The 22417-nt window shown below is 41.7% G+C and carries 19 protein-coding genes; 2 read left to right on the top strand and 17 right to left on the bottom strand.

The features are described 5' to 3' along the window. Window positions 1-475 precede the first annotated feature (475 nt). The 3 genes from AC1Q59_RS19735 to hutU are packed head-to-tail and all read right to left on the bottom strand — an operon-like array spanning window position 476 to window position 4407. On the bottom strand, window positions 476-1471 hold the full coding sequence (locus AC1Q59_RS19735; RefSeq protein WP_492367581.1) for an agmatinase family protein: 996 nt from the start codon (window positions 1469-1471) through the stop codon (window positions 476-478). Further along, window positions 1472-2731 carry an imidazolonepropionase gene (gene hutI / locus AC1Q59_RS19730; RefSeq protein ID WP_492367580.1) on the bottom strand — a complete coding sequence of 420 codons (1260 nt, stop codon included), beginning with the start codon at window positions 2729-2731 and terminating at the stop codon, window positions 1472-1474. Continuing rightward, window positions 2728-4407, bottom strand: coding sequence for a urocanate hydratase (hutU, locus tag AC1Q59_RS19725; RefSeq protein ID WP_492367579.1), 1680 nt, complete (start codon window positions 4405-4407; stop codon window positions 2728-2730). The genes hutI and hutU overlap by 4 nt, the downstream gene beginning before the upstream one ends. A gap of 178 nt (window positions 4408-4585) precedes the next feature. Between hutU and AC1Q59_RS19720 the strand changes: the two genes are divergently transcribed. Further along, on the top strand, window positions 4586-5524 hold the full coding sequence (locus AC1Q59_RS19720) for an endonuclease I family protein (protein ID WP_492367578.1): 939 nt from the start codon (window positions 4586-4588) through the stop codon (window positions 5522-5524). 57 nt (window positions 5525-5581) lie between these two features. Here AC1Q59_RS19720 and AC1Q59_RS19715 read toward each other — a convergent pair whose 3' ends face one another. From AC1Q59_RS19715 to AC1Q59_RS19660, 12 genes are all read right to left on the bottom strand, one after another. Then, window positions 5582-6559 (bottom strand): alpha-ketoacid dehydrogenase subunit beta, encoded by a 978-nt coding sequence (locus tag AC1Q59_RS19715; RefSeq protein WP_492367577.1) that lies wholly within the window; start codon window positions 6557-6559, stop codon window positions 5582-5584. Next, window positions 6552-7640 (bottom strand): pyruvate dehydrogenase (acetyl-transferring) E1 component subunit alpha, encoded by a 1089-nt coding sequence (pdhA, locus tag AC1Q59_RS19710; protein WP_492367576.1) that lies wholly within the window; start codon window positions 7638-7640, stop codon window positions 6552-6554. The genes AC1Q59_RS19715 and pdhA overlap by 8 nt, the downstream gene beginning before the upstream one ends. A 10-nt stretch (window positions 7641-7650) precedes the next feature. Next, complete coding sequence (locus AC1Q59_RS19705; RefSeq protein ID WP_492367575.1) at window positions 7651-8895, bottom strand: dihydrolipoamide acetyltransferase family protein; 1245 nt, start codon at window positions 8893-8895, stop codon at window positions 7651-7653. A gap of 232 nt (window positions 8896-9127) precedes the next feature. Further along, complete coding sequence (locus AC1Q59_RS19700) at window positions 9128-10396, bottom strand: murein hydrolase activator EnvC family protein (RefSeq protein ID WP_492367574.1); 1269 nt, start codon at window positions 10394-10396, stop codon at window positions 9128-9130. A gap of 291 nt (window positions 10397-10687) precedes the next feature. Next, complete coding sequence (locus AC1Q59_RS19695) at window positions 10688-11002, bottom strand: hypothetical protein (RefSeq protein ID WP_492367573.1); 315 nt, start codon at window positions 11000-11002, stop codon at window positions 10688-10690. A 60-nt stretch (window positions 11003-11062) separates the two neighbouring features. Further along, on the bottom strand, window positions 11063-11785 hold the full coding sequence (gene cuyB / locus AC1Q59_RS19690) for a cysteate racemase (RefSeq protein ID WP_492367572.1): 723 nt from the start codon (window positions 11783-11785) through the stop codon (window positions 11063-11065). Between the two features lie 23 nt (window positions 11786-11808). After that, a complete protein-coding gene (locus AC1Q59_RS19685) occupies window positions 11809-12618 on the bottom strand; it encodes a C39 family peptidase (protein ID WP_492367571.1) in 810 nt (269 codons plus the stop codon). Window positions 12619-12703: 85 nt separating this feature from the next. Next, window positions 12704-14551 carry an asparagine synthase (glutamine-hydrolyzing) gene (asnB, locus tag AC1Q59_RS19680; RefSeq protein ID WP_492367570.1) on the bottom strand — a complete coding sequence of 616 codons (1848 nt, stop codon included), beginning with the start codon at window positions 14549-14551 and terminating at the stop codon, window positions 12704-12706. A gap of 128 nt (window positions 14552-14679) precedes the next feature. Then, window positions 14680-16230 (bottom strand): Mur ligase family protein, encoded by a 1551-nt coding sequence (locus AC1Q59_RS19675; protein ID WP_492367569.1) that lies wholly within the window; start codon window positions 16228-16230, stop codon window positions 14680-14682. A 45-nt stretch (window positions 16231-16275) separates the two neighbouring features. Continuing rightward, window positions 16276-17460 (bottom strand): carboxylate--amine ligase, encoded by a 1185-nt coding sequence (locus AC1Q59_RS19670; protein WP_492367568.1) that lies wholly within the window; start codon window positions 17458-17460, stop codon window positions 16276-16278. A gap of 125 nt (window positions 17461-17585) precedes the next feature. Further along, window positions 17586-18758, bottom strand: coding sequence for an MFS transporter (locus AC1Q59_RS19665; RefSeq protein ID WP_492367567.1), 1173 nt, complete (start codon window positions 18756-18758; stop codon window positions 17586-17588). Between the two features lie 163 nt (window positions 18759-18921). Then, window positions 18922-19845, bottom strand: coding sequence for a DUF4003 family protein (locus AC1Q59_RS19660; RefSeq protein ID WP_492367566.1), 924 nt, complete (start codon window positions 19843-19845; stop codon window positions 18922-18924). A gap of 215 nt (window positions 19846-20060) precedes the next feature. Here AC1Q59_RS19660 and AC1Q59_RS19655 point away from each other — a divergent pair, with 215 nt between their 5' ends. After that, window positions 20061-20330 carry a YiaA/YiaB family inner membrane protein gene (locus AC1Q59_RS19655; RefSeq protein ID WP_492367565.1) on the top strand — a complete coding sequence of 90 codons (270 nt, stop codon included), beginning with the start codon at window positions 20061-20063 and terminating at the stop codon, window positions 20328-20330. 372 nt (window positions 20331-20702) lie between these two features. Here AC1Q59_RS19655 and AC1Q59_RS19650 read toward each other — a convergent pair whose 3' ends face one another. Both AC1Q59_RS19650 and AC1Q59_RS19645 read right to left on the bottom strand, forming a co-directional pair. Continuing rightward, a complete protein-coding gene (locus AC1Q59_RS19650; RefSeq protein WP_492367633.1) occupies window positions 20703-21548 on the bottom strand; it encodes a nuclease-related domain-containing protein in 846 nt (281 codons plus the stop codon). A gap of 178 nt (window positions 21549-21726) precedes the next feature. Then, window positions 21727-22395 carry a vWA domain-containing protein gene (locus AC1Q59_RS19645; RefSeq protein WP_492367564.1) on the bottom strand — a complete coding sequence of 223 codons (669 nt, stop codon included), beginning with the start codon at window positions 22393-22395 and terminating at the stop codon, window positions 21727-21729. Window positions 22396-22417: the final 22 nt, after the last annotated feature.

Genomic DNA, 22417 nt, shown 5'->3' with positions numbered 1-22417 from the left:
GCTTCGGACTCGCGAGTGACCTTTTCCGTTTACTCTGTCCGAAGATTACTCGCCTTCGGACTCGCGAGTGACCTTTTCCAGTTGCTCTGTCCGAAGATAACCGCCTTCGGACTCAAAATACTCAAATACCCTTTGCGCTGTCCAATGTTCCCCTTACTTTAGACCATCAGAGCTCAATCTCCTTTACTGCGGTCTAAAGGATACACTCTTTCTAATCAAACGTTTGTTTTAATAAAAATTTAACGATTTTCCTCAATCAAATTTGTAAGATTTCAAGCCTTTTCCCTTAATCAAACGATTGATTAATAAAAGCTCTAGTTACTTTTCCCTCAATCAAACGTTTAATTAATAAGAAAAACCGGACAACCCCTGCCCGGCAGCTTACTTTCATATCAATGATCTAAAGAGTCCTTCAATTCGTTTCCGCTTTAAAGCACTGGGGGTCAGGCCCCCAGTGCTTTAAAGCGATAAATCGCTAAGGTGTATTCATTTTATTCAAATGCCTTTTTCGGAGGGTGAGACCTGTAACAAATTGGAGCCAGGCGTATATGCCGGTTTTGACTGTTTCGTTGACGGGGGTGTCTTTGCTTGGGTCCAGGCAGACAAAGTCAATGTGTTTAACATTTGGATGTTTGCCGATTTCCAATAAGACATCAAATAGCTCCCCGGAAGTCATGCCTCCCGGCGTTGATGCCGGTACACCTGGGGCCGCAGAAATATCCAGCACATCCATATCAACGGTTACATATACACGGTCAGCTTCAGCAGATAACTTTTCTAACGCTCGATGAGCTGTTTCTATCAAACCCTGTCTCCTTGCCTGCCCTAAAGTTACCATCTGAATGTGATGTTTCTTTGCGTAATCGATTAATGGCTTTGCATTAAAGTATCCATGCAGGCCAATGTTGAAGACATGCCTGCCCTTAACTGCACCGCTGTCAATTAATTGGCGGATGGGTGTCCCATTAGCAGGTCCGAGTTCTGCCGGATCTCTCACATCAAGATGCGTATCCAGCTGCAGGATCCCTATCGTTTCATTCGGATATGCTTCCTTAATGCCTTTCACAGAACAGGCCGTTGTCGAGTGATCCCCGCCAATCATACACGATACACTTTGAGGGAATGCTGCAGCAATGGATTTTGCTGTTTCTTGAATGCGCTGGTGGGATAAAAGAATATCAGTTGTATGCATGATGACGTCCCCTGCATCAGCTGCCTGAATGACGGTCAAATCAATATCCTCATCAAGGTTGTATGAGGCAAATCCTTTCCACATCCGGCGGAATTCAGAAGGATATAGAGATGCGCCCGACACACTGATAGAGGAGCGCGATATAGGTGCGCCATATAAAATCAGATCAGGGGTATGATCTTCTTGATTTAAAGGATGAACCCATTGGTGGACGTAATCAGGGGCAGCATCCGAAATATTCCAGGACCACTCAGGCTGCTGAAGCCATTTCAGATCCAATTACCCCACCACCTTTATGCCTTTTTTCCAAACAGTCCGAACGTGGTTGACCCCAAAGAGATATTGTAATTCCTGATAGTTCTTCACACTCCACAGAACAATATCTGCCTGTTTGCCAACCTCAATCGACCCGACCTGCTCCTGACGATTAATGGCATATGCCGCATTATAGGTGGCAGCCGTTAATGCCTCAGCTGGGGTCAGCCTCATAGAAATACATGCCAGATTCATTACAAGCGGCATGGAGGTGGTTGGCGAAGAACCTGGATTACAGTCTGTTGATATCGCTACTGCCACACCCTCATCAATCATTTTTCTTCCTGCTGCAGCCTTCTCACGTAAATACAAGGCAGTTGCAGGCAGTAGACAAGCAATCGTTCCGGACTTTGCCATTGCTTTTATTCCTTTATCTGATGCTTTTAAAAGATGCTCCGCAGAAATTGCCCCTACCTTAGCAGCTAATTCTGCACCGCCATATGGTTCTATTTCGTCCGCATGAATTTTCGGAATCAGCCCAAGTTTTTTCCCGGCCTCCAGTATTCTCTGGGATTGCTCCGGTGTAAAAACACCCTTTTCACAAAAAACATCATTAAATTCCGCCAATTTTTCGCTAGCCACTGCTGGAAGCATTTGTTCAATAATCAAGTTAACAAATTCATCTTCCTTGCCTTTGAATTCAGGGGGAACTGCATGAGCGCCCATAAATGTTGGCACCAGATCAATCGAATGTGTCTTTTGCAGCTTCCTCATAACTGTTAATTGTTTGAGTTCTGTTGCTAAATCCATTCCATAGCCGCTTTTTCCTTCAATTGTCGTTACACCGTGCTGCAAAAAGGAGTCTAATCTTTTTGCTGTTTGCTCGATAAGGTCTTCCTCTGAAGCCTCACGTGTCATCCGGGTAGTCGCGTGAATTCCGCCGCCTTTATTCATGATTTCCATGTAGGTGGCACCCTCGAGACGCATCTCGAATTCCCGCTCGCGGCTGCCTCCATATACAATATGTGTATGAGGGTCAACCAAACCGGGCGTGACAAGATGCCCTTTTGCATTCACCACTTCCGCCTCAGAAAGTCTTCCGGCATAAAGCTTTTCAAGCTCTTTCGTTGTCCCGACAGCTTGAATGACGCCATCCTCCATCCATAGACTGCCATCCTCTATCAGCCCCAGCTCTGACATAGCCTCCTTTATTCGCGGACCATCCGCATTGGAAGCAAGTGTGGCCAGCTGGGTAATATGTTTAATCCAAATTGGCCGGGTCATGGCTCTTCATTTCCTTTTTTAAACATTGGTATATTCAGACCTTTTTCTCGTGCTGTTTTTTCAGCCAAATCATAGCCTGCATCTGCATGCCTGACAATACCCATGCCAGGATCTGTTGTCAGCACTCTTTCCAGCCGTGCCTCGGCTTCTTTTGTTCCATCCGCGACAATGACCATGCCCGCATGCAGGGAGTAACCCATTCCGACACCGCCGCCATGATGTATAGAAACCCATGTCGCCCCGCCGACAGCATTTATTAGGGCATTTAAAAGGGGCCAATCAGCCACAGCATCAGATCCATCTTTCATTGCTTCAGTCTCTCTGTTTGGGGAGGCCACTGAACCCGAATCCAAATGATCGCGGCCAATGACAATCGGTGCCTTTAATTCTCCGCTGGCAACCATATCATTGATGATCTTCCCAAACCTGGCACGTTCGCCATAGCCCAGCCAGCAGATTCGGGAAGGAAGCCCCTGAAACTGAATTTTATCCCTCACCATGCGAATCCAATGGCAAAGATGTTTGTTATCGCTGAATTCACGCAGAATCACTTCATCTGTTTTATAAATATCTTCAGGATCTCCGGATAACGCTGCCCAGCGGAAAGGCCCTTTGCCTTCGCAGAATTGCGGACGGATATAAGCAGGGACAAAACCAGGAAAAGCAAAGGCATTTACAACCCCTTCATCCTTCGCCACCTGGCGGATATTGTTTCCATAATCAAATGTAATTGCTCCTCTTTCCATCATTTCTAGCATGGCGCGAACATGCTTTGCCATTGAAGCCTTCGAAAGCTTCACATACTTATCCTGATCAGCCGCTCTTAATTTCGCCGCTTCATCTACGGTTAATCCCGAAGGAATATACCCATTTAGCGGATCATGTGCAGAGGTCTGGTCGGTCATAACATCAGGTATAAATCCCTTAGCAATCATTTCAGGAAGAATATCCGAGGCGTTTCCAACAAGCCCAATGGACAGCGCTCTTCCTTCTGACTTCGCTTCCTTCGCCCATTGAATGGCTTCATCAAGTGACTTCGTTTTGATATCTGCATAGCGCGTTTTTATACGGCGGTCGATTCTTGTTTCGTCCACCTCAATTGCCAGGCAGACCCCGCCGTTCATCGTAACTGCCAGCGGCTGGGCTCCTCCCATGCCTCCAAGGCCAGCGGTAACGGTAATTGTATTTTTTAAAGACCCGTTATAATGCTGCTTGGCAAGTTCAGCAAATGTTTCATAGGTACCTTGAACAATTCCCTGGGACCCAATATAAATCCAGCTTCCAGCTGTCATTTGCCCGTACATCATTAAGCCTTTTTGATCGAGTTCATGGAAGGTATCCCAATTGGCATAAGCAGGAACAATATTCGAATTTGCCATAAGGACACGGGGAGCATCCTGATGTGTTTTAAAAATAGCCACAGGCTTTCCCGACTGAATGATCAGGGTTTCATTATTTTCAAGCTCTTTCAGGGATTTAACAATTGCTTCAAAGCATTCCCAATTCCGTGCAGCCTTTCCAATACCTCCGTATACAACAAGATCATCAGGGCGCTCGGCCACTTCCGAATCCAGGTTATTCATCAGCATGCGAAGCGCAGCCTCCTGAAGCCATCCCTTTGTGTGGAGATCAGATCCGCGGTACCGTATAACCTTCTCGCTTGAGATTGATTTCATTCCTTCCGCCTCCCCTCTCCTATCATTCTATTGTCTTTGGAAATGTCTAATAACTAAATTTACTTGCAGACAGTTCCCAACAGTACAGAAGGTCCATAATTTGACACCATTTTCTAATATTCTATGGTGACACCTTCTACTGGAATATGATAAAACTTAGCATATAGGGGTGATAGATTTGGAGAACGATTACAATACCCGAGCCCAATTAGAGGATCAAGTGATTGAATTAAAACAATCGTATGGACAGAGTGTAGAGGATTCGATTGCAGCATTTGAAATGAACAGGGAGAAAATCCAAGATAATAATACGCTTTACTATAATGAAAAAAAGGATATGAAGGAAAAGAAGCATTATTACAAATCAGTTGTAAATGCAGGCGGGAATTATTTCTCTTTGTATCATAGATTGATTAAAAGAACACATAAACGAATACTGCCTTATTTCATAAGCAAGGACCAATTTTTATATACTTGGGTTGATATGCACCCCGATGGAGCGGTCAAAAGTATTTACTCCGGTGAAAAAAAGGATCCAAAGACACTGATTAAAGAGGACTACGCTACAATAAAAAATAGATTTATAGAATTTCAGCAGCTTCTAAAGACAGCAAGCCATCTGGAGGATCTAGATAAGAAGGTTAAGAATATTGAGACGGAATATAAATTTAATACGGAGCATATTGTTCCCGTCTCATGGTATGGCGGGAAAGAGCCGATGAAAGGAGACTTACATCATCTTTTTGTCTGCCAGCCAGAGTGCAACACAATCCGTTCTAATTTTCCCTATGATGATTTTTCCTTCTATGTGCCGGAATCTCCAAATGAGCAAATTCAGAACCGCTGCGGGATTGCAAAAGAGGGCCGCTTTGAACCGGAGGATGGAAAAGGGGCAGCAGCCAGAGCCATGCTCTACTTTCTTCTCCGTTATCCAGGAGAAATTAAAAAATCCTTTCGAAGGCAAATCGATCTGTCACTGCTTATTTATTGGCACAAAAAATTTGAAGTCACATTATATGAAAAACACCGAAACCTGGCGATTTACCGCATTCAGGGAAATCGCAACCCATTTATTGATTTTCCTGATCTTGCGGAAAAAATGAGATTTCGGCTGTAAATGATAAAGGCTGTCCAACATATTGCTTTGGAACAGCCTTCTTTACTTGAATTTATTTTAATAAGATAGCAGTTTTTCCAGGCTTGCTTTAATTCTATGATGGTTTGGCAGCCAGTCATCCTCTACAGATCCAACAGGATACGGCGTATCATATCCTGTTACGCGCAAAATCGGTGCCGCCAAAGAAAACAGCCCTCTTTCGCTGACCAGTGCTGCAATTTCCGCACCAACGCCATTGGTCTTTACAGCCTCATGTACGATTAATAACCGCTCGGTCTTTTCAACCGATTTCAGTATAGTATCAATATCAATTGGCGCAACAGTTCTTAAGTCAATTAATTCTAAATGAATATCCTCTTTTTCATATTCATCCACAATCTTCTTTAAAAGCTGTACTGGAGGACCCCAGGAAACAATGGTTGCATGGTATCCCTCTTTAACGACCTGTGCTTTTCCAATGGGGATTGCATAGTCATCCTCAGGAACTTCTTGTTTGAATGAACGATATAATTTCATCGGTTCCAAAAACACCACTGGGTCACTATCCCTAATGGCAGAAATTAATAACCCCTTGGCATCATATGGATTAGATGGCATCACAATCTTCAGGCCAGGTGTATGGGAAAACAGGGCTTCTAGACTGTCAGAATGCAATTCTGGTGTACGGACTCCGCCTCCATAAGGGCTGCGGATGACCATTGGCACTGTAAATCTCCCAGCAGATTTAAAGCGCATACGGGCCGCCTGGCTGGCCATTTGATCCATTGCTTCATAAATAAACCCTAAAAATTGGATTTCAGCTACAGGCCTTAAGCCATTGACTCCCATGCCAACTGCTGTGCCAATAATAGCAGATTCGGCTAATGGGGTATCGATAACACGCTCTTTTCCAAACTCCTCCATCAATCCATCCGTGACCCGGAAGACCCCGCCATTTCTGCCAATGTCCTCGCCTAATAAAATAACGTTTGGATCTCTTTGCATTTCAGTTTTTAATGCCTGCTGTATGGCCTGTACCATTGTTAGTTCAGCCATGATGGACACCAGCCTTTCCCTTCACCAAATCCTTGGCCTCCATTTGCTGTTCGAGAAGCAAATCATTAGGTTTTTCATACACATGGTTAAAGATCTCATCTAACTTTGGAGAGTCCTGTTTCTCGACTTCATCTATAATCTGGTTTAATTCATCCTGGACGTTCTTTTCAAAATTAATATCCTGATCCTCGCTCCAGACATTTTGCTTATAAAGCCATTTTTTCACTCTGATAATCGGATCCTTTCGCAGCCATTCTTCTTTTTCTTCATTATTTCGATATTTCGTCGGATCATCTGATGTCGTATGAGGCCCCAAGCGGTAGGTAACCGCCTCAATCAAGGTTGGCCCTTCACCATTTCTTGCGCGTTCTGCCGCTTCCCTTGTCGCCTCATAAACAGCAGCCACATCATTTCCATCCACCTGTATGCCCTTCATTCCATAGGCAATTGCCTTTTGAGCAATGGTTTTGCTGGCCATTTGCTGTTTTAATGGCACACTAATGGCATACTGGTTATTCTGGCAAAAGAAAATCGTCGGTGTTTTTTGCACCGCGGCAAAATTCAGCGCCTCGTGGAAATCGCCCTCAGATGTCGCACCATCGCCAAAATAGCTAATAGCGATAGCAGATTCGCCTTTTATTTTTGAGGCATAGGAGATCCCGACAGCATGCAGTGTTTGTGCAGCAATAATAATTTGGATAGGCAGCACATTTACATTCTCCGGAGTTTTTCCTCCTTCAAAATGGCCTTTGAAATAATAAAAGACTTGTTCAATGGGCATGCCATGGATAAGACAGGCAGCCACATCACGATAACTTGGGCAAATCCAATCATTAGGGCCCAAAGCAAAGGCACTCCCAACCTGTGCAGCTTCCTGCCCGCTAAAAGGCGCATGTATAGCAAGTCGGCCTTGCCGCTGCATCCGAAGCATTTTTTCATCCAGCAGCCGGCATTTTTTCATCCACTTATACATATCGAGCATTAGGCTGCTTTCGATGTCCAGCTCTTTCCCGCCAATGACATTTCCCTCTTCATCTAAGCTTTGTTTCATTTCAAATGTTAAAAGGCTTTCGTCAAACACAGTATCACTCCTATCGAGCTTTTAAAAACCACATATGCGGATTTTCAATATATTTCTTTAATTCATTCATAAATACACCAGCAGGCTCCCCGTCAATAATACGGTGATCAAAGGATAAGCTGATGCCCATCACATTCCCAATTCCAATTTCACGGCTTGGCAGAATAACCGGTTTTTCCTTAATCGAATGAACACCAAGTATAGCCACCTGTGGATAATTGATAATGGGAGTGGCATAAAACCCGCCGTTAGCCCCCGTACTGGAGATTGTAAAAGTACCGCCCTGTATTTCGCTTAAGCTGAGCTTTCCCTTTTGCGCCTTTTCATTTAACTCGGATATTTCTCCAGCAATCTCTTCGATTGATTTTTGATCGGCATGATGAATAACCGGAACGACTAGTCCTTGAGGTGTAGCCATTGCGATGCCAATGTTATATTCTTTCTTCAAAATGATCGTTTCGTTTTCTTCATCAATCGCGGCATTAAAAATAGGGTTCTTTTTCAAAACATCTGCCACGAATTTGACGATAATTGGCAAGAAGGTTACTTTGGAAGCTGATGCCTTATTCAGCTCCGCCCGAAATTGGATCAGATGATCCGCATAAATTTCTTCCATCCCTGTTGCATGTGGAATAGTAAACGCAGATTTGGTCATATTTTTATAGATTTGCTTTCGTAATCCTCTGATTGGCAGAATCTCGCTTTCTGCTTTCTTTTCTGGAAGATTTCTTGGTTCAATATGTATAGGCTCCTTGATAAGCGGTTCAGCAGCAGCAGCGGCGCTCTCCCTGCTTTCGATATAGGTAAGGACATCCTTTTTAGTGATTCGGCCATTTTTCTCCGACCCCTGAACAAGCTTTAAATCGATGCCTAATTCTCTTGCAAATTTTCTAATGCTAGGTGCGGCTATAATTCTTTTCTCATTCGGAGAGGCCTTTAAGTACGGATATTTTGTTTGTCTGCTTTCCCTTGCCGGAGAGCTTTGCACCTTCTTCTCTTCCGCCACTTTCTCTTGACCTTCTAATTGAAGCTCTATAAGGGTTTCTCCGACAACGACTGTATCCCCTTCTTCACCGTTTCTTTTGATGATTACACCTTTTTTAGGCGATGTAATTTCAACGGCTGCTTTATCTGTCTGTACCTCTAATATCGGCTGATCAATTTCTACAGGATCTCCAACCTTAACAAACCACTTTAAAATCTCTGCTTCGTGAAGCCCCTCGCCAATATCTGTGAAAGTTAACTTAAAACTCATCTTCTGTATAAACCCCCTTTGGAGATTTTCTGTTTGTACTAAACACCCAAATGACCGGATAACTGTGGATTCTTTAGAATAAAGATGATTTTAATTATTCTGAATGTTATCCACTTAATTCTCGTACATTTTGGGACAATCTGTCAACTTTTCCTGCCTGTAGATTTCAATTAAAAAAGCAAGCAAAGGAATACTCCTTGCTTGCCTTCTATAAGACTATTAAATTATTCATTTAATAAGAGACATACTTAAGCGGGTTCACCGAATTGGACCTTGCTCCATTCCATGGGCCAATATGAACTTCGAAATGAAGATGCGGCCCTGTAGAGTTTCCTGTGCTTCCCATGTATCCTACGGTTTGCCCTTTTTCTACACGCTGTCCATTTGATACAAAAAGTCTTTCCATATGACCATAGACAGTCGTCATTACTTGGCCGTTAATGACGTGTGTAATCATAACAACATTTCCATAGCTCCGGTCATAATTCGCACGGATGACAGTTCCTGAAGCGGCAGCAACAATTGGGACAGCCTCCGTTCTTCCGCCTTTTCCAATATCAATCCCGGAATGCAGCGTTCCCCAGCGCTGGCCGTAATGGGAAGTAAGGCTTCCTGTTGTCGGGTTCATGAAAATTCCATTTGTCACAGCAGGTGCTGCTCCAACAGCTTGTCCACCGCCAGATGCCTGCTGTTTTTTCCTTTGCGCTTCCAGTTCCCGCTGTTTCCGGTTCCAGGCCTCAATTTCACGTTTGATTGCTTTTTCCTGGGCAGCGAGAATTGCCTCCTGATCCTCTAGCTCGCCAAGCATTTCGTGTGCTTCTTCTTCTTGCTTGTTTAATTGTGCAAGCAAAGTATTTTTCTCTGCAAGCTGACGATCCAGAGTTTTCTTCATTTCTTCCAGCTGAGCCTTTTTATTGCTGAGATCTTTTAACTGCGCCTGAACCTCGGCTTCCTTTTTGTCTAATTGTTCTTTATCTTCCTGGTGAGCCCTTAGCAATTCACGATCTGCTTCCATAAATGTCGTAACTGCACTAACCCTGCCGATAAAATCACCAAAGCTTTGCGCGCCTAAAAGCACATCCAAATAATCAATCATGCCATTTTCCTGCATAGACCTTACACGCACTTTAAGAAGTTCATCACGCTTTTTGATTTGCTCCTTTAATACCTCAATTTCTGCCCGAAGCTTTGTAATGATTTCTGTAGCCTCTTTAATTTGCGCTTCTTTTTCCCTGATTTTGCTGTTTGTATCAGCAACGGCAAAATCTAATTTTTTAATTTCGTTTTCAGTTGATGCCTGCTCGGCATTGATTTTGTCCACTTTATTTTGCGTATCACTAATTTGTGTTTTTACATTGGAACGCTTACTTTGAACGTCCTTCTTCTTTTCTTCAAGCTGTTTGTTTGTTTGACTAGCTTGTACACTATTATTTAATGAAAAAAATAAGCTGCTGCAGCCAACCATGATCCCGATCACTAGTATAAGAAATTTTCGTTTCACTTGGTATGATTCTCCTCTCTTTCTCTACCAAACTCTTAAGCTAAGAGCAAAGCAGTCGCTTATTGTCTTTATTTGTGAAATATTGCTTGTTGATTTATGTATATTTCTTGGGAAATTTACGCATAATACGTCACTTTTTGCTATATTTTAGCACATTTTTAATTATAACATCGCTAATGGAAAAATTAACCGCAAAAATTATTACAATTATATTTCATGTGCTGGGCGCCGAAGTCGACTCTTTGTAGCAAATAAAAAAACCGCTTAGCACGCTAAGCGGAGACACACTTTTTATTTTTCGTTTAATTTCTGTTTCAGTTTTTCAAGCTCTTGCTTTAACTGTTGGTTCTCCCGCTCCATTATGGAAAACCTTTCAGCATCTGGAGCGCTCTTTTCATTCCTTTTTGAAGGCGTAAGCATGACTTTGTACCATGCCTTCCCATCCTGAGCTTCTATTGGCTGATTTTTATCAAGAGTAGCTTTTGGATAGATTCTTTTAATATATTCAGTTTCTTCTCCAGATAAGCGAAGCTCTCTGATATGAACACCGTCGCGAAAAGACTCTGCTAAAAATTCCTCAAACTTCTCAGTTTCTTCTGTTTTCAAAGCATGGGCCTCCTTCATTATCATCCTTCATGGAACTTGCCGAAATGAAAAGGGAAAGGCTTACAGCCAATTAGTCGGATGCTTTACCTTGCCTCCAGATAATTCTATTGATTTTTCCACTAGAACATCCATCGCATCAATACATAGCTGCGAAACCTCATCACTAAGATTCATACATGACAGCTCTGTACAGGCAAGGATCACACAGCAGCAGTTCTCTTCATACACAAGTTCTTTAATAATCTGTTCAATAGCTGTTTCATCTACCTTCAGATCACTTTTAATACTATATATTGTATTCATCACTTGTTCTTGAGAGACCTGGTTTGGTGTATGTAATTTCATATTATATTTCTCACACACCATTCGGTAGATCCCGCTTTGAACTGTACCGTTTGTCGCCAGAATAGCAACCTTGCTATTGTCGCCAAATCTGCGGTGAATGGCTTTACATGTCTCCTCAACCATATGAATAATAGGCACATTAGTCATTTCCTGCATTTGATCATAGAAGAAATGCGAGGTATTACATGGGATTGCTATATGAGCAACCCCTGCTGTTTCAAGAAGCTGTATATCTTTTTGCACGGCATTTAAAAATAAAGCTTCTTGCTGATTTAAAATAACCTTTGTCCGGTCAGGAAGCTCTGCATGATTTAGAATCACCATATTGATATGTTCCTGGTCACTATTCGCAACGGTATTTTCTATTATCTTTTCGAAAAAGACGGATGTTGCCAAAGGGCCCATTCCGCCTATTACGCCTAAGCTTTTTTTCCCCATTGTTCATCCTCTTAAATCATGACTTATTTTTCTTTCACTACTACAAGCGCGTGGCTTCCCAGATCCTTGTAGCTTTTAAAAAAAGCATCAGCCCCATAGGTCATCTGCCCTTTTAGCGGATTCATCACATGAACCTTGTTTCCATCAAAGCCGTTCAAAACAACCGCATGCAAATTAACTGGGGCAGTAAATTTTTCTTTTGTGCCGTGGAAGTACCAGGTGCAGGCCATCCTCGGTTTCTCCAGGCTAAGTGTAACCCATGTGAGAACAGGAATTCCTTTATTGATATATCCCATGATTTCTTCTCTTGTGCTGCCGCTAATATCTATTACCTGCACACTTTCGCCTGTGCCTTCAAGATATTTATCTGCAGCAGCTTTGATCGGCGGAGCATAGCTGAAAAATCCGCCAGCTTTACTTCTTGGATTGCCTGCATATGCCTTATACGGGTTAGCTCCGTATCGTTTTTTATTCTTGTAGGCAAATGGCTGCTTTGGCAAGTATTTATCAGCCATCTCTGTTTTCGAAACTTCATATCCGTAAAAGTTAAGAATGGAAGTTAAAGAGGTAATCTCGCATCCATGCGGAAGCTCCGGAAGCTGCATAACCTTTTTTACCGGAATGAAAACCTCTGTTATCTTCATTTGACCTTCTTTTGTCCAATCATATCTTTTTACATAGGGAGGAACATCAATTTTTGTGATGAAAGGATTATTGGTAAAGTCAATTTCTGTATCACTTTTTACCCTAATTTGATCATTCATGTGGTTAATAAGTACATAACCGACAAATACAAGGACCGTGAAAATAGCGATGCTTACTATTTTTTTCACTCATATCTATCCCCTATTAAGTGATATCTGCAGATGCATCCCTTTAGATAAAATGGACAAAGAAGGCCGTTACCCCACCTATACTTTAAAGCTCCACAAAGAACTTTTTATACCATACTAAGAAGACGTACACTGTCCAAATGTATCTAGCATAGTTATGCTTTTTCTCATAATGTTCATCAAGATATCTTACCAATTCATCTGTATTGAAAAATTCTTTGGCGATATCTGATTGGAACATTTCTTTAACCTTATTATAGTATTTCTCTTCCTGCAGCCAGAATCGGATCGGTACAGGGAACCCAACCTTTGGCCGGTTTGCCCATTCGTCTGGAAGCACCTCGGCAGATGCTTGTCTTAAGGCATATTTGGTATCTTTTCTGTTTACCCTTAGGCTGCTCGGAATTTTTCCTGCCATGGACATGACTTCTTTGTCTAAAAATGGAACACGCAATTCAATAGAGTGCGCCATACTCATTTTATCAGCCTTTAAAAGGATATCTCCAGGAAGCCAAAGCTTAAGATCCAGATATTGCATCTTCGTTGTATCGTCTTTCCCTTTGACCTGATTGTACACCTGCTTTGTTATACTTTGTACGGAAGGGGCCTTTTTATACTCGTCCTTTAATACCCTCAGAGCATCCTCTTCTTCAAATACCTTGGCTTGTCCAATAAACTTCTCTTCGACCTTTTGACCGCCTTTAACCAAGAAAGTCGTTATTTTGTTTTGCGGTAGGGCTTTTGAAACGTTAGAAAGAATACGTCTGATAAAGAATGGAACCTTCTCATATTTCTCTAGTTTGGCTGATTTTTGATACCAGACATAACCGCCAAAGATTTCGTCTGCACCTTCACCGGAAAGTACAACCGTTACATGCTCTCTAGCCAGCTTCGATAAAAAGTATAACGGAACGGAAGAAAGATTGGATTGCGGCTCGTCCATATGGTATTGGATCGTTGACAATGTATCAAAACACTCGTCAGCATTCATCAGCTTTCTATAGTTTTCAATACTTAGTATATCAGATAGTTCCTTTGATAAATTCGTTTCATTGAAAATACCTTCATAATCTTTAAATCCAATAGAAAAGGTCTTATTAGGCTTTAAAAGAGCAGTAATATAGCTGGAATCAATTCCGCCAGATAGGAAGGAACCTACCTTTACATCACTGATTTTATGATAATCAACAGACTTGCGCATCGTATCATTAATTTCTTTCATGTAATGCTCTAAGCTGTTTTGTTCTTCATTAAATTCAACATTCCAGTATTGCTTAAGCTCCAATTTCCCATTTTTATAGATCATGTAGTGTCCGGGCTTAAGCTTGTAAACACCTTTAAAGAACGTTTCATCAAGCACGGAATATTGGAATGTTAAATAAGGCTTTAAGGCATCCTTATTCAATTCTTTTTTAAAAGAAGGGTTCTTTAAGAAGGATTTGATTTCTGAACCAAAGATTAGGGAATGATCGGTTGTGTTCTGCGTATAATATAGCGGTTTAATACCAAAGAAGTCTCTTGCTAACAGCATCGTTTCTTTCTTCGTATCCCAGATGGCAAAAGCAAACATCCCTCTTAGCTTCTGCAGCAGATTTTCGCCATACTCCTCATAACCGTGGATAATCACTTCACTATCCGTGTCAGTCTTGAATATATGTCCTTTTTCAATCAGGTCTTTTCTTAGCTCCTGATAATTATAAATTTCACCATTGAATACCAATACACAGCTCTTATCTTCATTAAACATTGGCTGACCGGCTTCTTCAGACAAATCAATAATACTTAACCGCCTAAAACCGAATGCTATATTTTCATCTGTAAAATGTTCCCCGCTATCCGGACCCCGATGAATAATAGTATCCATCATGTCATTAATAACTTTAACTTTGTCCATTTCTGGGTTAGCGTGAGCAAAACCAACAAAACCGCACATTTATATCACCTTTGTAAGTAAGATTGGGGACCTCGCCTTCCCGGCCCTTTCCCCTTCGCCCTGTTTTAGTACCAAGGATTGGCCGCTCGGGGACGGAAACGGGTTTGGAGACAGGGGCAAGGACCCCACTAGAATGTTTCTGAAAGACCTGCCACTCGATTGCGCAGAGGCAGATATAATTGTTCTTTGGAGAAATGGGTTTTGATTTTTTCCAGCTGATGCAAAGCAATCTCTGCACCATAGTCCATTCCCTGACAGCCTGCAAGAAGTACGATATCTCCTGCCTGTGCTTTTGAAAGGCCGTATGCGATGGCATCCGGAAGCTCATCAAATAAACGAACTTTAATTCCGGCTTTATCCATAACCTCCTGGAATACCTTAAGCTCTTCGTCGGTCACTTTATCCTTAGCGGTTACGTGTGATACGCTCCTCGTTGCAATAATTTCGTTAAATCCAAGCTTATCTGCCCAGCTTGCAATGGTTTCAGCATTTTCACGATTAACCGTTGGCCCTCTTTCTCCCCTGATTGCATATACTATATGGAGATTTTCATAATCCATATAATCAACCGTTTCGAGGGTAACATTTATATTCCCTGTATTAGCAAAATGATCATCGATAATCTTAATATCATCTTCAAAAATAAATTCAAAGCGTCTTTCTACCCCAGCAAAGCTTTTCAGCGTTTTTTGGATCGTAGAAACGGGCACATTGCACAGCAAAGCAATCGTTATAGCAACCATTGCATTGTAGACAGAGTGCAGCCCAGGAACAGAAAGCTCAATATCAAATTCGCCAGGTATGTACTCTTTGTCCCCAGCTTTGAAAGACTTTAAAATTTCAACAGTAAATTTGGCTCTTCCTGTGGTTAGATCTAAATTTTTACATCGAATATGGCCCTCACTGCTATTTAAGCCAAATGTAATGACCTTGGCTTTTGTTTTATTGACTAATGAAGCAGAATAAGGGCAATCTAAATTCAGAATAGCGTAAGCATTCTCACTGGCATTTCTTATTAGGCTAGATTTAGCTTCGAAGTATTTTTCAAACGAACCATGTGAATCGATATGCTCGCGGCTTACATTGTTCAGTGAGACAATATCATAATCTACCTTCTCTACACGATGCATTTCCAGCGCCTGTGAAGAAACCTCCATAGTTACATGGGAGACATTTCTTTCAGCCATTTGGTTTAAATAGGCCTGCAAATCTAATGATTCAGGCGTTGTAAGCTGAGATGGGATCACGGTATCATCAATTTTGATGGAAACCGTTCCAATTAAGCCTGTTTTCAAGCCCTGATTTTCCAATATAGCATTGGTCATATAGGAAGTGGTCGTTTTCCCATTGGTAGCTGTAATGCCAATCATTTTCATTTTTTCGGATGGGTAGCCAAAAAAGTGCGCACCTAAACGGGCAAGTGAAATTCGGCTGTCAGCAACCAAATATTGCGGAATATCCAGATCGTTCTGAAACTCCTCAACAACCGCTGCCGCTGCACCATTTTCAACTGCTTGTTTCAAGTATTTATGACCATCCGTTTTATATCCTCGCACACAAACAAAAAGGTGTCCATCTGAAACCTTTTGGGAATGATAGGAAACCCCAGTTACTGTTAAATCTTTATCATTTATAGCTTCTTTAACATCAATCGCTTGAAGGAGTGTTTTTAAGTTCATTTTACTCTTCCTCTTTTCTGAAACTGCCTTGTTTAAAGATGAAGCCTATTTTTTCTTTAAAGCCTTTCCGGCGATTTTTTTAAAATAAGTAATTCCAGGCTTAGGGTCTTTCCAATCCCATATAGCGTAAGCCTTCTTTTTCATCAGCGACTGCAGAACTTCTTTTCTTGATAATTGGCCGGTCCTGATATAGTCCCTGATGGCAAGCAGATCCTCATAGGCATACCAAAAAACACGGTGCTTATCTTCTTTAATCGCTTGCGGCTCTAATGGAGACCCTGTTAGTTCACGATAAGTAATGTAAGGAAAATTAATCCCAACTTTATATAATAAATTATTAAGGTTTGTAATTCTAGCATTGATTTCTATTAGATAAAATTTACCTGTTTCAGCGTCTTTTTTGAACTCGATTTCTGCAAATCCCTTATAGCCGATTTCCTCTAAAAACTTTGCTCCGATATCGTATAGCTCTGGCATATATTTTTGCTCAGTATAAACAGAAGCGCCAAAGTTAATTGGATATTGGCGATGCTTTTGGCAGGTCAGCCAATGTGTTACTTTTGCCTCTTGGTTTAAATAGGCATCAAATGTATACATATGATCATCGAAGCCTGGAATAATTCTTTGAATTATCACTTCCAAGCCCGCATTCTCAGCTTTTTCAACCGCTGCAACCAATTCTTCTCTATTAAAAACTTTAAAAAGCTTCCTTCTGAAGGTCGCAACGAAGGTTGGCGAATCAGTTGGTTTCACGATACATGGATACTTGATGATTGCATCTACCTTATCCAGATAGTTCTCTTCCGTAACCCGAACCGTTTCCGGAACCGCCACACCCTTTTCAACAGCTAAGGCTTGAAGCGTTTCCTTATTCATCACCTTTGTATACAGTCCTTTTTCCGTCTGCGGAATAAGATAATATTTCCTGAATTCATCTAAATACTCGTCAATAATCTCTACATAGGAATCATGACAAGGAATCAGGACTGGCGGCTCGTTCTGTACTTTTGCATATTCCAATAAAAACTGAACAAACCCTTTTGGATCTTCTTTATAATAGGGTGCAATCACTCTTTCAGAACAGTACTTGGATTCCGAACCGTACCGGTCATTTTCGGAATAATCGACTGCAACCGTATGTATGCCATGAACACCTAAACAGCGAATCGTGCTTAAACCAATATAATAATTACATCCTAAAATAACTGCCTTGTTATTCAACACTCTCATCTCCTCGAATATCTGACACGAAACGACATTCTTCAACTATTATTGATAATAACAGAATCGCATAGCCGTGCAAGGGATAATAACGAAATTCAGCCAAATGACACAGGCAGTTTTTTGGTTCCTGCCTATGCCTGATAAAAGATGGTTTTTCGTGATTTTAATGCATACACTCTATACAAAATTAATGCCACGAATGATAAGGCAATCCCTGAAATATACGGCAGACCTATTTGCACGGAAAACAGCCATCCCCCAAGCGGCGGACCAATAATCCTGCCCAGAGAATCAAAAGAAGACAGCAGTCCTGTCGAGCTCCCATGGCCAACCACAGACCGTTTGGTAATAAGTGAAGAAACACTTGGTCTAATCACACCGTTCCCTATGCCAAATATTGTTAAATAGATGGCTGCTGTCGCAAAATTGTCTACAAGAAGGATCAGCGCGAAGCCAATCGCTGAAATAAGAATGCCTCCTTGAATGACAACCCCCTCGCCATATTTCTTCGTTAGCCTGCCGACCAGGCCCCCCTGAACAATGGCACTTGCCAGACCCATAATCATAAATATGTAGCCCAGCTGCACAGTATTCAAGCCTGCTTTGTCCGCAGCAAAATAAGCAAAGGTTGCCTCCAAACCGGACAGTGATAAAGAAATAAACAGCTGTAAAATAAATAAGATTGAAGCAGAGCCTGTAAAAGCGGCCCATCTTGAGGTTTTACGGCTCGCATGGTTCCGTCTTTCTTCCGCTGTCAGAGACTCTTTTAAAATAAACAGCACGAGCACCAGCGTGATAGCAGATGAAGCCCCAGCAATATAGAAGGGCATGGTTAAGCTTATTTTTGAAAAAACACCGCCAACAGCTGGCCCAAAAACAAACCCTAAACCAGTTGCCGCACCGACAATCCCCATACCTTTCCCGCGGTTCTCTTCGGTGGTAATATCCGCCACATAAGCCATGACTGTCGGCATATTGGCCGAAGACAGCATCCCGCCGATGATCCTTGCAGCAAAAAGCATCCAAAGCTCTGTAGAAAAGGCTTGAAGGAAAAACGAAAACGAAAGTCCCGCAATCCCAATCATGATGACAGGTTTGCGCCCGATACGGTCTGAGACCTTTCCCCACAACGGAGCAAATAGCAGCTGCATTAATGAATAAACCGCCATGAGCCAGCCAAGCTGTGCGGGGCTCGCCCCAATCTCCTCAGCATAAAAAGGAAGAACAGGAATGATGATGCCAAAGCCAATCATAACCAGAAACATAATCAAGAATAAAATAGGCAGTGCCTTTTTGGTTTGCAACGTAAATCTTTCCTTTCAATTAGCCTTTTATGAAAAATTCCACTCCTATCTATTGTAAACAACTTTTGGGATTTTCTTAAACAAGAAGCAGTTATTTTCATAAAAATAAAAAGAAGCAATTACTTTGGATGTAATTACTCCTTTGTAAAGGTAACAAAAGCGCTTATGAGCTGCTGGAAGAGGACGCCGCTGCGGCTGCTGCCACTCCTCCTGCCATTGCTGCCTGCTGAGCCTGAATCATCGCCTGAATAGCAGCAGACAGACCCGCAGGCGCATCATCGATATATTCTTGTGACACGAATACGGATGCTGCGATAATAGCCATATCTTTATACCATTTAAAGACTTTTAGTTCGGATAAATCAAGAGCGTACGCTGATGCATTCTTTATTTTTCCAGATAGAGCAATGACACCAAGAGCGGCATAATGCATTTGCTTCACCTTGAGACCGCTCCTCTTTAATTCATCTCTCGTTTGCAGCACATGATCGAGCAGCTCATTGCTATACTCCCCATGCATGACAAGCATATTGGCCAGAAACTGCAAATCATTTCCTTTATAAAAGCCATGATCGTTTAATGCGTTGTAGTATTGCTCAGAAATTTTAACAAGATCTTCAATCTGTCCATCCTGCTTGGCTATAATCGCTGCTGACGGATAATCTTCGTACGATGTGAGAAACCGGTGATATTTCTTCATTTCATCATAAATCGCTTTAATTCGTTCAGGGGCAGGGGTACCGTGATGTTCCATTAAGAAAGCCGTAATATAGGTAAAAAGCGTACTTCTAAAACCAGCTGACCGAAGCTGTTCGTAATTAGTATGGATCCGTTTGATTTCTTCAGCCGGCGGATTTTCTCCTGATAAAATTAACCCGGTCATTGGAAAGTAAATTGTTCTTAGCGGAGAAAAAAGGGAGACACTTTTCTTTACGGCATCCGCTGTTTTAATGAATTCACCACCATCAATCAGCCGCTTCTTTGCCGTAAACTGAGATGCTGCCATCAGCACTAAGCGATGGTCCATCCAGCGCCCAACTGCCTTCTTCAAAACTTCAACATTATCTTCAAGCAAGGCCTTCTCCATTTTACAACCACCCCAATATAAGCATTATCTTACCTAAATATACGGAACAAACAGGAAGAAAGTTTCATTTTTATGCGTAAAGGGCTAAATCAAGTGCACAGGCATATAATCTTTAGGAAGTATATGGTATAATCGGTGCGGATATTTTTCCAATGATTTAAAAAATTTCCTTTTTTATCAAAAAATATTTCCTTTACTAGTAGGGGGTTTTAGACATGAACAAATATAGAAGGAGAAACACACCAGCCTTTACCTTCCTGGCCTATTTCACTTTCGCTGTAGGGGTGGCGCTGTTTTGTATTGGGCTTTACAACGAGGACAGTCTGGAATTGAATGAAAAAGGCTACTACATCGCCGTCATGATCCTTGTGGCCGTGGGGGCCATCCTGACACAAAAGGTAACACGAGATAATGCCGAAGACAACGAAATCCTCGCCGACATGGAAAGAGAACGCGAACGCCTTGGGCATAAGAAGATTGATTAAATATATTGTGAGCGCCTCATCTATTTTGTGGATGAGGTGCTTTTTTTGGTTTGGAGGAAGGGGGTGGGTGCGTATGATTCCCTCAAACGGCTAAAATTCCCCGTCCCGGGCATCGTTCTCCCTCCTCGATTCCCTCAAACGGCTAAAATCACTCGTCTCGGGCATCGTTCTCCTCCTTCGATTCCCTCAACCTACTAAAATCACTCGTCCTGGGCATCGTTCTCCCCCTTCGATTCCCTCAACCTACTAAAATCACTCGTCCTGGGCATCGTTCTCCCCCTCCGATTCCCTCAACCTACTAAAATCACTCGTCCTGGGCATCGTTCTCCCCCTCCGATTCCCTCAACCAGCTAAAATCACTAATCTCAGGTATTATAGCGATTCTTCTTTTACATAATGTGCAGTCCTTCCGAAGCCATGCAGTTTATAGTTCCTCAAAAGAACACTCCGAATCACCTTCTTAGATTTAATCCCATCACACCAGTCAGATATCCCATTGACGGTAATTTTCCTGTCGGGAAAGAGGAGCTGAAATTCTTCAATGCTTCGCAAAATAGCTGAATGAGTACTCTCCACAAGACCGCATTTTTTACAGATAATGGTCGTATCTCTTGGGTCCGTGCTCTCCAAAAACGAATGGCAATTAGCACAAGTAATGCCTTTTCTTAGCTGTTCATATTGATATACAGGCAATCGGGTATATGGTGATTTTGTGATATGGAGTGAAGCTAGCTGCTCTGCTAATTTAAGGAATTTGTTTTTCTGGAAGGATTTGTTACTAACTTTATTGATAAACCCATGAATCTGAGAAGGAAAAATGAGTGAAGGGTTTAAGGGAGCTTGGTATAAGAAGAATTTGGGGTTGATGAAAATAACATAAGATTCAACCTGCCGTTGATATCCAAGTTCTTGGAGCAGCCCGCGAAATAGAATTTCTGCTCGTTCCTTTTGAAAAATTGGATTCTTGATTTCTTTTCCTGTTGACACTTTTGTCCACCTATCGTTCTCAATCATATAATCGCCGTCGAAGTTTTTTGTTTCAAAAAAGATCACTTTTTCAGGCTTAATCAGCAGCGAATCAATTTGAAAAAAAGAATTTCCGCTTTCCAGCAGCAAATCTTTTAAAATATACCAGCCTTGCGAGGGGTCTCCTAAATATCCATCAAATTTCAGCTCCCCCTCGTATCCTTTTTCAAGACTAAAAAAACTGAGATTGATCCTTATCTGACAATTCCATGCGGCTATCTAAATATCTTATAAGCTTTAACTCTCCTGGCTCGGAGCGATGTTTAATAATCAAGCTATCCATCTCCTTTTCTATTTCATTTACTGAATCTAAATTTAGGGGGTGAAAAAGCATTTTCCAAGATGCTTTTTCACTCCAATATGGATTTCCTTAATTAAGTATCCCTTTTTCTTTAACCTCTTCTAACCAGCAAGGGAATTCGTTTAATAAGGAATCATAAAGCTGGTCATCTGAAACCATGTCAATATCTCCAAAATGCAAGAAATTGGCGTTGTCTACAATCCTTCCTTCCATTGTGTCTAACTTTTTCAGAAAATCAAAATTGCCATTCCCTATCCCGACAAATTGCCAAAATAAAGGCTTACTGGCAGAGTCCTCAATGATTGATTTGATCGTTTTCTTGCATCCCCCATCATTAATAAAAACAATAAAAGCCGGATCATCGCTCGGCTCTTCTTCCGTATACTTTTTTAAGACATCTTTCATGACTGGGGGCTCATCGTTCCTTCCGAATTTATGTATCAAATCGTTATTTAATATGATTCTCTCTACATACCCCACGAAGTCTCTTTCCGATACAGGTTTTAGACGCGAAAACTCATTATCATAAACCCAAACGTCTAGCATACCATCATCATCAAACTGTGAAGCAATGGCCAAAATCCGCTCAACTACCTTTTGAACGGTGCCATTTTTATATAAATTTCTCATCGATCCTGTAATATCTAAAACCAAACCTACTCTAGCTTTAACCGAGACTAACTTTTTCTTTTCTAACACAATTTTTAAGCTTCTTTTCTGTAAATCAATTGTTGCCATGCAGACTCCTCCATTTCTTTTC

The organism is Cytobacillus sp. MT66 (genome assembly GCF_058792595.1).
The sequence above is the reverse complement of the archived record's forward strand: the minus strand, read 5'-3'. Positions and strand labels throughout refer to the sequence as shown.

What these genes read in the sequence shown, in the direction of transcription:
- hutI (WP_492367580.1), bottom strand. Translation starts at nt 2,731, where the DNA reads ATGACCCGGCCAATTTGGATTAAACATATTACCCAGCTGGCCACACTT.
- hutU (WP_492367579.1), bottom strand. Translation starts at nt 4,407, where the DNA reads ATGAAATCAATCTCAAGCGAGAAGGTTATACGGTACCGCGGATCTGAT.
- AC1Q59_RS19715 (WP_492367577.1), bottom strand. Translation starts at nt 6,559, where the DNA reads ATGGCTGAACTAACAATGGTACAGGCCATACAGCAGGCATTAAAAACT.
- AC1Q59_RS19705 (WP_492367575.1), bottom strand. Translation starts at nt 8,895, where the DNA reads ATGAGTTTTAAGTTAACTTTCACAGATATTGGCGAGGGGCTTCACGAA.
- cuyB (WP_492367572.1), bottom strand. Translation starts at nt 11,785, where the DNA reads ATGGGGAAAAAAAGCTTAGGCGTAATAGGCGGAATGGGCCCTTTGGCA.
- asnB (WP_492367570.1), bottom strand. Translation starts at nt 14,551, where the DNA reads ATGTGCGGTTTTGTTGGTTTTGCTCACGCTAACCCAGAAATGGACAAA.
- AC1Q59_RS19675 (WP_492367569.1), bottom strand. Translation starts at nt 16,230, where the DNA reads ATGAACTTAAAAACACTCCTTCAAGCGATTGATGTTAAAGAAGCTATA.
- AC1Q59_RS19670 (WP_492367568.1), bottom strand. Translation starts at nt 17,460, where the DNA reads ATGAGAGTGTTGAATAACAAGGCAGTTATTTTAGGATGTAATTATTAT.
- AC1Q59_RS19660 (WP_492367566.1), bottom strand. Translation starts at nt 19,845, where the DNA reads ATGGAGAAGGCCTTGCTTGAAGATAATGTTGAAGTTTTGAAGAAGGCA.
- AC1Q59_RS19655 (WP_492367565.1), top strand. Translation starts at nt 20,061, where the DNA reads ATGAACAAATATAGAAGGAGAAACACACCAGCCTTTACCTTCCTGGCC.
- AC1Q59_RS19645 (WP_492367564.1), bottom strand. Translation starts at nt 22,395, where the DNA reads ATGGCAACAATTGATTTACAGAAAAGAAGCTTAAAAATTGTGTTAGAA.